The sequence below is a fragment of the Paenarthrobacter sp. TRD_SC_7 genome (genome assembly GCF_056156245.1).
Map to the genome: position 1 here is coordinate 3419310 of NZ_CM149587.1, position 12267 is coordinate 3431576.

The 12267-nt window shown below is 62.8% G+C and carries 10 protein-coding genes; 1 reads left to right on the forward strand and 9 read right to left on the reverse strand.

Features of this window, described 5'->3' with window-relative positions:
* Positions 1-8 precede the first annotated feature (8 nt).
* From AC0J5Z_RS16485 to AC0J5Z_RS16500, 4 genes are all read right to left on the reverse strand, one after another.
* Positions 9-1052 (reverse strand): LacI family DNA-binding transcriptional regulator, encoded by a 1044-nt coding sequence (locus tag AC0J5Z_RS16485; protein ID WP_475034290.1) that lies wholly within the window; start codon positions 1050-1052, stop codon positions 9-11.
* Between the two features lie 55 nt (positions 1053-1107).
* Positions 1108-2766, reverse strand: a complete 1659-nt coding sequence (locus AC0J5Z_RS16490) for a type 2 periplasmic-binding domain-containing protein (RefSeq protein WP_475034292.1) — start codon at positions 2764-2766, stop codon at positions 1108-1110.
* 94 nt (positions 2767-2860) lie between these two features.
* The gene (locus AC0J5Z_RS16495) at positions 2861-3784 is read right to left on the reverse strand and encodes a carbohydrate ABC transporter permease (RefSeq protein WP_475034294.1); all 924 of its coding nucleotides are present in this window, start codon (positions 3782-3784) and stop codon (positions 2861-2863) included.
* Positions 3785-3814: 30 nt separating this feature from the next.
* Positions 3815-4849, reverse strand: a complete 1035-nt coding sequence (locus AC0J5Z_RS16500; RefSeq protein ID WP_475034296.1) for an ABC transporter permease — start codon at positions 4847-4849, stop codon at positions 3815-3817.
* 244 nt (positions 4850-5093) lie between these two features.
* Here AC0J5Z_RS16500 and AC0J5Z_RS16505 point away from each other — a divergent pair, with 244 nt between their 5' ends.
* Complete coding sequence (locus tag AC0J5Z_RS16505; protein ID WP_475039748.1) at positions 5094-6104, forward strand: formylglycine-generating enzyme family protein; 1011 nt, start codon at positions 5094-5096, stop codon at positions 6102-6104.
* Here the strand turns inward: AC0J5Z_RS16505 and AC0J5Z_RS16510 are convergent, their stop codons facing one another.
* The 5 genes from AC0J5Z_RS16510 to AC0J5Z_RS16530 all read right to left on the reverse strand — a co-directional run bounded on the left by AC0J5Z_RS16510 (position 6105) and on the right by AC0J5Z_RS16530 (position 12238).
* Positions 6105-6662, reverse strand: coding sequence for a DUF5666 domain-containing protein (locus AC0J5Z_RS16510; protein WP_475034298.1), 558 nt, complete (start codon positions 6660-6662; stop codon positions 6105-6107).
* A 106-nt stretch (positions 6663-6768) separates the two neighbouring features.
* Positions 6769-8277 (reverse strand): Asp-tRNA(Asn)/Glu-tRNA(Gln) amidotransferase subunit GatB, encoded by a 1509-nt coding sequence (gatB, locus tag AC0J5Z_RS16515; RefSeq protein ID WP_089594286.1) that lies wholly within the window; start codon positions 8275-8277, stop codon positions 6769-6771.
* A complete protein-coding gene (gene gatA, locus AC0J5Z_RS16520; protein ID WP_475034300.1) occupies positions 8277-9830 on the reverse strand; it encodes an Asp-tRNA(Asn)/Glu-tRNA(Gln) amidotransferase subunit GatA in 1554 nt (517 codons plus the stop codon). The genes gatB and gatA overlap by 1 nt, the downstream gene beginning before the upstream one ends.
* Positions 9831-9835: 5 nt before the next feature.
* The gene (gatC, locus tag AC0J5Z_RS16525) at positions 9836-10132 is read right to left on the reverse strand and encodes an Asp-tRNA(Asn)/Glu-tRNA(Gln) amidotransferase subunit GatC (protein WP_017199363.1); all 297 of its coding nucleotides are present in this window, start codon (positions 10130-10132) and stop codon (positions 9836-9838) included.
* Between the two features lie 603 nt (positions 10133-10735).
* Positions 10736-12238, reverse strand: a complete 1503-nt coding sequence (locus AC0J5Z_RS16530; RefSeq protein ID WP_475034302.1) for a CitMHS family transporter — start codon at positions 12236-12238, stop codon at positions 10736-10738.
* Positions 12239-12267: the final 29 nt, after the last annotated feature.

Consider the following 12267-nt stretch of genomic DNA (forward strand, 5'->3'; position numbering starts at 1 on the left):
TGCTGTTCTTAGTAAAGTCTGGTTGCGGCACTGCGGTGCGGCGCCGATTCGCGCACGAACAAGTGCCAGGGGAAGTTGAGGACGCCGGGCGGCTCCGGCGCTGTGTGCCCTGTTGCCCGCCGCAGGAGCAGCCTGGCGAGTTTGTCGAAGAAATCGACGGGACCCACAGTGCTGAGGGATGGCGACATCCGTTCGCCTTCCACGGTGTTGCCCACACCGATGATGTCAACGTCAGTTCCAACGGCGAGGCCCAAACGCTGGGCAGCGTTGATGGCGCTGACTGCGGCGTAATCCGTGGTGGCGTAGATGGCGGTTGGCCGGTCCGGCATGCTGAGCACCCGGGTTGCCGCTGCATAGGCCCCCGCACTGGTGCCATCGAACAGGCCAACATAGTCGTCGCGTTCCCGGATTTGTGCCGCGGCCAGAGCATCCGAGTAGGCCCGGTACCGGGTCCCGCCAGAGGTGCCTGCGGCTGTTGCCGGGGTCAGGCAGGCGACCTTCCGATGGCCGTGGAGCAGGTGCTCCACGGCCATACGGCAGCCAGGCCCGGCGATGGAACGGATGACGTCAAAGCCTTCCGCTTGTACCTCTTCATCAAAGACCACCAATGTGGTTCCATGCTCGGCGAGCTTGCGCAGGGCGTCCCGCTGGTCAGGACGGACTGCGTCCACGAACACAGCATCGGCATTGTGCGTGCCGAGTACTTTGACCCAATCGGCGTCGCCCAGGATCATCGGTGTGATGCCCAGCGGAACTGCTGCCTTCTGTACAGCCTCGATGACGGACAGTGACCACGGATCGGACAGCATGGTCAATGACAGGATCACCGTATTTGTGCGGCCCGTCCGGATGGCCCGGGCCGCCTGGTTGGGGCGGTAGCCGAGCCGCTCCGCAGCTGCCTTGACCTTTTCCGCCGTCGGATCCGAGACCCCTGGTCCGCCATCGCCCCGGCGACCTGACAGTACGTAGGAAACCGTGGCCGTGGAGACGCCTGCCAATTCGGCCACCATTCGGATGGTCGGCCTGACTCCGGTGCTGCTCGCTTTTGCCATGGTTCCCCCTGCTGTGTTCTACGTTTTTGCGCGTTGATTCGTTGTTGGTTTGAGGCTAGCTCCTGAATACCGGCGCGTTGGGGTCCAACGCGGCCTGGTACTCATCGCGCATCTTGTCGCCGCCTTCGCTCTTCCAGCGCTTGACCGCGTCCTTTAGCTCGTCGATCTTGGCGCGGCCGGTAATGATGTCCACTACTTTGTCGCGCAGCTGCTTGGTGATCTTGGCGCCCACCTTGGCGTTGGTGTCCGAGTAGGAACCGTTGGTGGGATTGCGCCATGCGAACTCGAGCAGCTTTTCTTCCTGCTGGCTGACGTATCGGGTGTCGTCATCGAAGCCCGGGTTGAAGATGACGTTTTCCGGGCTGGACATGATGTTCAGCGCCGAGACCAGGCCGGGTGCGTTGATGGTTCCCGTCTCGGTACGCACCGGGTTGCCGGAGGCGTCGATGGTGTAATCCTGGCCGAGCTCGCCGAAGTTCTTCTGCATGTACTCAACCGTCCCGAACGGGGCCGACAAGTAGTTGATCAGGGCCAGCAGCTCGCGGATCTTGCCCTTTTCAGCCTTCTTGAACGGGGTGAAGCCCACCGTTCCGTAACCCATGTCGTACACGGGCTTGACCTTACCGTCGGCACTAAACGGGATCAGGACGTCGAATTGGGCGTCCTTGTTCAGGGCACGGTAGCTACGGATATCGTGTGGGCCCACCACTACCTGCGCGGCCACGCTGCCGTTGGCAACGCGGGAACGGATGTCCGTGGCCTTGGAATCCGGGTAGAAGACGCCCGCTGCGAACATTTTGGCCGTGAACTCCACGCCGGCCATATATTCGTCAGTCTCGTACAGGTGAGTGAGGGTGCGGTCTTTGTTCACGGCCCAGCTGTTCGGGGCGCCAAACCATTCGGTGACCATGTGGAGGGCATTGATGTAGGCGGGTTCCAGCGCGTATTTCTGTTCGCCCGGCCGGGTCAGCTCCTTGGCTTTCTCCAGGAATTCGTCAGCACTGCCCGCTTCGAAGCCACCCACCTGGGCCCACACGTCGTGGTTGCCCACATACACCTGGCCGAAGGGGGTGCTGGGGATGGGAGCTCCCCAGATCTTGCCGTTCACGACGGCGGTCTTCCACGAATCGGGCTTCAGCGCCGCCAGGTTGGGGTATTCAAGGACGGCGTCACCGGAGAGGTACGGCGTCAGGTCCTGGAACTTGGCTTCGAGCATCGGCCCGACGTTGGGGATGCCTTGGTTCGGCGGCACCCACATCATGTCCGGAAGATCGTTGCTGGCCAGGACCGTGGCGAACTTTGCCGGGTACCCGTCTCCGATGTCTTCGGCGATTTGCAGCTCCAGGTCGCCGCCGAGCTTGGCGTTGAGGCGCTGCCAGAAGGGGTTGTCCTTCAGGCCCGGGCTCATGGTGTCGAAGGTTTCGGTCAGGCCTGTGACCTTGCCCTTGAGCGGCGGCGTCTTGACGGACTGCACAGCAGTGGGCAGTTTGAAGTAGCCGGCCTGGAGGCCCTTGGCGTTGCCCGCGATGTCCGGGGTGACGCCGGTGAATTCCTTGTACGTTGGCAGCTTGACCGAGGCGGAGGCAGCGGCGCCTCCGTTGCTCGCGGCTCCGCCACCACCGCAGGCGGACAAGCCTGCAGCGGTCACGGCCAGGCCTGCGAGGCCAAGGAAACCGCGGCGGCTGAATCCAGCCTGAGAGGTAGTGCTCGTCATGGCATAACCCTTTCTGGTTATTTGCTTCATTTCTGAGGATTTTGAGCTTTTGGGTCTGGCTGGCTTGAGCTTGCGAGTGTTGGCTGGCTTTGGGCTAGCCCTTGACGGCGCCGGTGATGACGCCCTTGGCAAAGTGCTTCTGGAGAAACGGGTAGACCATCAGGATCGGGACGAGCGCCACCACGACCACCGCCATCTGGATGGACTGCGGCGGCGGTGTGGTGGTGATTCCCAGCTGGTCCGCTGCGCCACTGCCTTGGACCACGAAGTTGCGGAGCAGCAACTGGATGGGCCATTTGCTGTGATCGTTGATGTAGAGCAGGGCGTTGAAGAATGAGTTCCAGAAACCGACGGCGTAGAACAGCCCGACGACGGCGATCACGGCTTTGGACAGCGGCATCACGATGCGCCACAGGATTTGCCAGTCGTTTGCGCCGTCGATCCTGGCACTTTCGATCAGTTCGCCAGGGATGTTCATGAAGAACGAGCGCATCACCACGAAGTTGAAGGCTCCGAAGATGCCCGGGAGGATCAGCGACCACAACGAGTCCAGCAGACCGAGTTGGCGGATCATCAGGAAGGAGGGGATGAGGCCTGGCGCAAACAGGAGCGTGAACAGGACAGCGAGGATAACCGGCCGGCCAAACAGGACCGTGCGGCTGGTGGCGTAGGCCATGGTGATGGTCACGAACAGTGCCAGGATGGTGCCGACTGCGGTGACCAGCATGCTGACCCCGAGTGACTGCAGCACCATGGGGCCCTTGAAGATCGTGGCGTAGGCCTCCAGCGTTGGACGTTCGGGCCAGAGCACGAACCCGCCCGCCTTCACGAGTTGCTCGGTATCAGTGAGGGACGTGGACACCACCAACAGGATGGGTGTCAGGATGGACAAGCTGAACACGATCAAGACAACTGCTTTGACCGTTTGATACAGCGCGGAAGGCTTTTCCTTCCACACAGGGCGCTTGGGGTTGTACGTCAGTTCCCGGGGTTTTCTGGTGAAATGTGTTGTTGCCATGGGGTTCTCCTTGTGCGGCAGCCGCGCGGGCTAGCGGGACTGCTTTGCAAAAATTCCGTCTTCGCCGAAGCGGTGGGCAAGTTTGTTCGCGCCGTAGATCAACAAGGCGCTGACCACGCCCTTGGCCAGGCCGGCTGCTGCGCCTGAACTCCAGCCGCCTCCCACTACGCCGGTGTAGTAGGTGAAGGTGTCCAGCACTTCCGCGGCTCCTGCTCCCACGGCATCCCGCTGCAGGATGAACTGCTCAAATCCGACAGAAAGAATGTCGCCAATGCGGAGGATGAGGAGGAGGACGATCACGGGCCGGAGGCCGGGCAGGGTGATGTGCCACATCCGGCGCCAGCGGCCGGCGCCGTCAGCCGCCGCAGCTTCGTAGAGTGAGGCATCGATGCTGGCAAGGGCTGCCAGGAAAATGATCATTGCCCAGCCGGCGTCCTTCCAAATCATCTGGACCACAACCATGACCGGGAACGTCTCGGGGTTGGTCATGAAGGGAATCGGCTCCGTGCCCCAGTCCCGCAGCAGGTTGTTGACAAAGCCTGCGCCGCCGAGCATCTGCTGGAAGAAAGCGATCACCAATACCCAGGAAAGAAAGTGCGGCAGGTATGCGATGCTTTGAAAGACGCGCCGGACCCGGGTGCTGATCAGCGAATCCACAATCAAGGCCAGCACCAGCGGCACCGGGAAAAGGAAGACCAGCTGCCAAGCAGCCAGGTAGAGGGTGTTCCAGAAAGCGTGGATGAAGTCCGGGTTGCCGAACAGGTCCACGAAGTTCTGCCAGCCCACCCAAAGGCTGTCACCGATGCCCAGATAGGGCTGGTAGTCCTGGAACGCGATGACGTTGCCCAGGATGGGGATATAGAAGAAGAGCAGCAGGAAGGCCACACCCGGGACCATCATGAGGAGCATCTGCTTGTCGCGTCGCAGACGGGACCGGAAACTCTGCTGCGGGACCTTGCTCCTCTTCCGTTTCTTCAGACCGGGGGCGGGGGCGTTCCCACCTGCCCGGGCCGGGACTCGGCGGGCTTCGGGCAATGCCGGAGCCTGTTCCGTCGTCGAGTTCATGCTGTCTCCTCAAGTGCTGAGCCGGAACCCTCAATGTGATTCCCACCACGCTCGTTAACCGTTTAACAAACCATAAGTGACCGGTATCGCTTTTTGCAAGATCATGATCGAAACTGACCGCAGAAATCAGTTTTCATCATTGACGGGGTGGCGACCGCACGTAAGATTGTGGTGCAGCGAGCGTTTTGCGGGCATCGGTACGCCGCTAAAGTACTAGCAGGTGGAATTCGGACAGAAGGTTGACATGGCGGATTGCTGTAGCCCAGGTGCCAACGCCCGCACCCGTCCCGGGGCGGGACTGACGCTCCTGGGAACGGTCGGCGATCACCCAAAGGCGGAAACCGCCGTCGAGCCTTCCCCCAACGGTGCCGCACCTTCAAGAAAAGCAGTCGACGTCGCGATCCCCGCTGGAACCTTTCCCATGGGCGATCCCTTCAACGAGGGCTACGACGGCGACGGTGAGTCACCCGTGCACGAAGTGTCCGTCTCAAAATTCCGGATCAGCGCCACGACGGTCACCAACCAGGAATTCGCTGAATTCGTCGACGCCACCGGGCACCGCACCGAGTCGGAGATCTTTGGAACATCAGCGGTGTTCCACCTTGCCGTCAAAGCTGACAATCAGGACATCCTCAACAGGGTCAACAACGTCCCGTGGTGGCTCAACGTCCGTGGCGCCGATTGGGCGCACCCAGCCGGGCCCCTCTCAAGCTGGGCAGGCATCCCCGACCACCCCGTCACCCATGTGTCGTACAACGATGCCTTGGCTTACTGCGAATGGGCCGGCCGCCGGCTACCCACGGAAGCCGAGTGGGAATACGCAGCCCGCGGCGGGCTGTCCGGGCAGCGCTACCCATGGGGAAATGACCTGCACAACGATGTCCCGGGCGAAGCCGCTCACAACTGCAATATCTGGCAAGGCGAATTCCCGTCCCACAACACGGTGGACGACGGTTACCTCACCACCGCGCCCGCCATGTCCTTCAGCCCTAACGGCTACGGGCTTTACCAAACCAGCGGGAACGTCTGGGAGTGGTGCAGCGACTGGTTCCTGCCCAAGTACTACAAAACGTGCTTGGCTGCGGGAACGGTGGAAGACCCGCAAGGACCCACCATAGGCCGCGGGAGAGTGATGCGGGGTGGTTCGTACCTCTGCCACGACTCGTACTGCAACCGTTACCGCCTCGCGGCACGGAGCTCAAACACGCCGGACTCAGCCAGCGGCAACCTGGGCTTCAGGACTGTGGCGCTCTAACTACTTGGGGCCGTGTCCGCGCTTTAATCCGTGGCCCTTGACGCCGGCCGGCAACTCGCCGGATACTACCCGCGTCGCTGTCACGGCGTCGCCGTCCTTGGCACCGCGGACTCTTACTTTGTCGCCGGTCTTGAGGTCGGCAGCCGTGGCCGACGGCAACGTGGGCTTGCCCCTGCCGTTCCGGAGTTCCGAGAGATCAGCCGGGACCTTGGCAATCCGCGTATCGGCGTTGATCGAATACCGCTGGGTGAATCCGTCTTCGCTCTTCACGGTCATCTCGGTTTCGCTGACCGACTCGACGGTTCCGGCCTGCGTGACCACGGTGCGGTAGCTCCCGTCCTGCTGCTTCACCACGTGTTCGCCGTGGATAGCCTGCCCACGGCCTTCTGTGGCCTTGGCCTTCCCCGATGCGGAAGAGCCGGGAGAAGTAGAAGAGCTCGACGGCGAAGGGCTGGGTTGGGTGCCCGCCCACACAGCGGCGGCCCCGCCGCCGGTCAGGGCGACAGCGATCCCGCCGGCAAGAAGGCCCTTGCGAAGGCCCGGTTTGAGAGTGGCCATGCATCCATTGTGCGCCCTCTCCACACAAAAGCAGCTCGCAGTTGTGGCTGTTCTGAGCTTTCAAACAACCACAACTGCGAGCTACCTGGGCATCAAACTGCGGGACTTAGCCCTCGACGCCGAGCTTCTCCAGGATGAGTTCGCGGACACGTCCGGCGTCGGCCTGGCCACGGGTGGCCTTCATGACGCCGCCAACAATCGCGCCAATGGCCTGGACCTTGCCACCACGGATCTTCTCCGCCACGTCAGGCTGGGCTGCCAGCGCTGCGTCGATGGCTTCCAGGAGCGGACCGTCGTCGGACACAACCGCGAGGCCGCGCTTCTCGACAATCTCCGCCGGGGTGCCTTCGCCGGCGAGCACGCCGTCCAGGACCTGGGTGGCCATCTTGTTGTTGATCTTGCCGTCTTCAACCAGCTTGTTCAGCTCGACGATGACCTGCGGTGTGACACCAAGCTCGGAAGGATCGACGTCGGCAACCTTGGCGCGGCCTACGATCTCACCCATCCACCACTTGCGGGCAACATCCGCAGAGGCACCTGCTGCGATGGTTTCCTCGATGGAGTCCATGACGCCGGCGTTCACAACGTCGCGGAACTCCAGATCCGAGTAGCCCCAAGCTTCTTTGAGGCGCTTGCGGCGCTCGGCCGGCGGCTCGGGAAGGGTGGCGCGGAGTTCCTCCACCCACTCACGGGAGGCGACGACGGGAACCAGGTCCGGCTCCGGGAAGTAGCGGTAATCGTCAGCGTCGGACTTGGGCCGGCCCGACGTCGTCGAACGAGTGTCCTCGTGCCAGTGTCGCGTCTCCTGGATGACCGGCTCGCCGGAATCGAGGACGGCAGCGTGGCGCTGGATCTCGTAACGGACGGCGTGCTCGACGGCGCGCAGCGAGTTCACGTTCTTGGTCTCCGAACGGATGCCGAACCGCTCCCGGCCGTGCGGGCGCAGGGAAACGTTGGCGTCGCAACGGACGTTGCCGCGCTCCATCTTGGCATCGGAAACACCAAGGTTCTTCACGATCTCGCGAACTGCCGCGACATAGGCCTTGGCCAGTTCAGGCGCACGGCTGCCGGCGCCCTCGATCGGCTTGGTGACGATCTCAACCAGCGGCACACCCGAACGGTTGTAATCCACCAGCGAGTAGTCGGCGCCTTGGATGCGGCCCGCAGCACCACCCATGTGGGTCAGCTTGCCTGCGTCTTCTTCCATGTGGGCGCGTTCGATCTCCACCCGGAAGACCGTGCCGTCCTCGAGCTCGATGTCGAGGTAACCGTCATAGGCGATCGGCTCGTCGTACTGGGAAGTCTGGAAGTTCTTGGGGGTGTCCGGGTAGAAGTAGTTCTTCCGGGCGAAGCGGCAGGACTCGGCGATCTTGCAGTTCAAGGCAAGGCCGATCTTGATGGAGGACTCCACGGCCGTCTTGTTCACCACCGGCAGGACGCCGGGCATGCCCAGGTCAACCTCGTTGACGTTCGTGTTCGGCTCGTCACCGAAGACGTTGGGCGCGGAGGAGAACATCTTGGTCTTGGTGTTGAGCTCCACGTGAACCTCGAAACCCAGGACGGGATCGTACTTCTCCATGGCCTCTTCGAAGCTCAGGGTTGCATCGACGGACATTAGTTGGAACCTCCGGCGGTGGTTGTGGCAGAGCCAAGAACGGGAGCTTGCGCAAGCATCGGGCCGCCCCACTTCTCTTCAAGGATGGATTCGAGGACAGCGCCCACGCGGTACAGGCGGGCATCCTGCCGGGCAGGAGCCAACAACTGGATACCAACGGGCAGGCCGTCTTCGTCAGCCAGGCCACCCGGCAGGGACAGGCCAGGGATACCGGCAAGGTTCGCGGGAATCGTGGCGACGTCGTTCAGGTACATCGCCAGCGGATCGTCCAGCTTCTCCCCCAGCTTGAACGCCGTGGTGGGCGCTGTGGGCGAGATCAGGACATCGGCCTTGGCGAAGGCGGCGTCGAAGTCGCGCTGGATCAGCGTACGGACCTTTTGTGCTGAGCCGTAGTAAGCGTCGTAGTAGCCGGCGCTCAGCGCATACGTACCCAGGATGATGCGTCGCTTCACTTCGTCGCCGAAGCCGGCGGCACGGGTAGCACCCATGACACGCTCGATGGTCATGGGACCGTCCTTGGGCAGGACGCGCATGCCGAATCGGACGCCGTCGAACTTGGCAAGGTTGCTCGACACCTCGGACGGCATGATCAGGTAATACGCCCCCAAGGCGTACTTCAGGTTGGGACAGGAAACCTCGACGATTTCAGCGCCGGCGTCCTTCAGCAGCTCCAGAGACTCGTTGAAACGGTTCTCGACGCCGGCCTGGTAGCCCTCGCCGTGAAGTTCCTTCACGATGCCGATCTTCATGCCGGCAACGTTGCCTACGCGCGCGGCAGCAACAAGATCGTTGAACGGATCGGTCAGCGACGTGGAGTCAAAGGGGTCGTGGCCGCCGATGACTTCCTGCAACAGAGCAGAGTCCAGCACCGTACGGGAAACCGGGCCGATCTGGTCCAGGGACGACGCCATGGCAATGGCACCGTAACGGGAAACAGCACCGTACGTCGGCTTCACGCCAACAGTTCCGGTGACAGCACCTGGCTGGCGGATCGAGCCACCGGTATCGGTGCCGAGCGCCAGGGGCGCTTCGAAAGCGGCGACGGCGGCAGCGGAGCCGCCGCCCGAACCGCCAGGAATGCGGTCCAGGTCCCACGGATTGCGGGTGGGGCCGTACGCAGAGTGCTCCGTGGAGGAACCCATGGCGAATTCATCCAAGTTGGTCTTACCCAGGATCGGCATCTTGGCCGCGCGCAGCTTCTTCACAACCGTGGCGTCATACGGGCTGTGCCAGCCCTCAAGGATCTTCGAACCAGCCGTAGTAGGCTGGCCGATCGTGACAATGAGGTCCTTCACCGCGATCGGCACACCAGCAAGGGCGTGCAGTTCCTCGGCAGCGGATCCGCCGGCAGCACGGGCAGCGTCAACCTCGGCTGCAACAGCCAAAGCCTCTTCGGTATTCACGTGCAGGAACGCGTTGACCTGACCATCGACGTCGGCAATGCGGTCAAGATGCGCCTGCGTCACCTCGACGGCGGTAACCTCGCGGGCAGCCAGCTTCGCAGCGAGATCGGCAGCGGAGTGGTGGATGAGTTCGTTCTTCAGCTCAGTCATAGTGATTAGTCCTCATCCAGGATTGCCGGGACCTTGAAACGGTTCTCGTAAGCATCCGGAGCGCCGGACAGCGCCTGCTCAGCCGTGAACGTGTGCCCCACAACGTCCTCACGGAACACATTGGTCAACGGAATCGGGTGCGATGTCGCCGGGACATCCTCCCCCGCAGCTTCGCTCACGCTCTTCACCGAATCCACGATGACAGCAAGCTCAACAGCCATCCTGTCCAGTTCTTCGGCACTCATTTCAATGTGAGCCAGACGCGCAAGATGCGCGACGTCGTCACGGTTGATCGCAGCCATGGATCTCCCCTGCAAAGTTCAAATGGTTTTCCGGACCAGTCTACTTGGCTGTGGGTCGCCTTCGAACTGATGCGCTGACGCGCAGGGCGGCTGCTCGCCTAACTGCGGCTTGCCGGGGACGATCCCTTGGCTGCTCGCTCGTGCCGCCCCACCGTCTCCCTAACCTCGCAAGCTCGGCCAGGGAACCCGGACGGCGTGGGCCCAGCTTAGACGCAGCCGTCGCGATGTCCCCGCGCGCCGCCTCCCTGCCCATCTCACCTCGCGGTCAGTGCCCACCCCACTTCGGGACCCCCACACCCAAAAAGACAGCCGAGCGGATCATGTCGGATTTTGCTTTCCCGTTGGGTTAGGGCCGTGGGCTGGGTGGGCTTGATTCGCAACACGGGATGGAACTTTCTTCGCTGCGCGGACTGAAGCCGGCGCCCCCTCACGCAAAAAGGATCCAGGCATCCGGAAGCGTGCGTCAAAGCGACGAAGGAGCAGCACGCGGAGGATGTCTGGGTCCTTGCGCACCGGACGGCGGCCATTTCAGGCCGCCCTCCGGAGGATGCTTGGGCCGGTTTGCGCTGTGGGCACATCCGGCGTTGGGTGCTGGCCGGCGGGTTAGCCGATGCCGATTGCTCCGGTCAGGACTCCTACCGCCAGCATGACCACCGAGATGACTGCCGTGCGCCAGAGGACCTTCTTGTGGTGGTCGCCCAGATCAACCTTGGCGAGGGAGACCAGCAGGAGGATCGCCGGAACCAAGGGGCTCTGCAGGTGGAAAGGCTGCCCGGTGATGGACGCGCGGGCCATGTCCACTGCGTCCACGCCGTAGTGGGCTGCGGTTTCGGAGAGGACCGGCAGGACTCCGAAGTAGAAGGCGTCGTTGCTCATGAAGAACGTCATCGGGATGCTGAGCAGGCCGGTGATCACTGCCATGAACGGGCCCATCTCCGCGGGAATGATCCGGACGAGCCACTCGGACATTGCCTTGACCATGCCCGTGCCGTTGAGGACGCCTGTGAGCACTGCGGCTGCCATGACCATGCTGACGACGGCGACTATGGACGGTGCGTGGGCGATCAGCTGTGCGCCCTGGTCTTTGACCTTGGGGAAGTTGACCAGCAGGGCGATCGCGGAGCCCACCATGAAGACGAACGGCAGCGGAACGATATTGGCCACCAGGACCACCATGACGGCGACGGTCAGGCCCAGGTTGAACCAGAACAGCTTGGGGCGCAGTGTGGTGCGGTTGGGGTCCAGCGCAGTATCTGCCATGGCGGTGTCGTGATCGTCCACCAGTGTGGCCGGGTCTTCAAGAACAGCGACGCCGGAACCTCCGCGGGTGCCCGGCTTGCCCGCAGTTGTGGTTGAGCCGGTGCGGCCAAACCCGAAGCGGCCGGCGCCGAAGCCTGACCCGGAGCCAGCCGCAACCGAACCGCCGCGGCCAGTGCCGCCGTCGAACGCTTCAGAGGGATCGGTGACGTCGCCCCAGATCTCCGGAGCGGTGGTGCGGAGGCGGTTGCGTTCCTGCAGGCCGAGCAGCCAAGCGAAGACCAGCACGACGATGAGGCCAACGATGAGGGACGGGACCATGGGGACAAAGACGTCGTTGACGTCCAAGTGCAGTGCGGTGGCGGCGCGGGCGGTGGGGCCACCCCACGGCAGGATGTTCATGGTGCCGTTGGCAAGGCCAGCCACGCAGGTGAGGACGACCGGGCTCATCTTGAGCCGCAGGTAGACCGGGAGCATGGCCGCCGTGGTGAGGATGAAGGTGGTGGAGCCGTCGCCGTCCAAGGAGACAGCCGCTGCCAGGATGGCGGTGCCGAGGACAACCTTGGCGGGGTCGTTGCCCAGCTTGCGCAGGATGAACTTCACCAAGGGATCGAACAGTCCGACGTCGATCATCAGGCCGAAGTAGATGATGGCGAACATAAGGAGCGCGGCCGTGGACGTCATGGACTTCATCGAGTCCATCACCATGTCGCCGATGCCGAGGCCCGCCCCGGCGAACAGGCCGAAGACGGTGGGGACGATGATCAGCGCCAGTACCGGCGTCAATTTTTTGGTCATGATCAGGACCATGAATACCGCAATCATTGCGAATCCAAGCAAAACCAGCACGGCCGGCTCCTTACTACTGTGAATGGCGC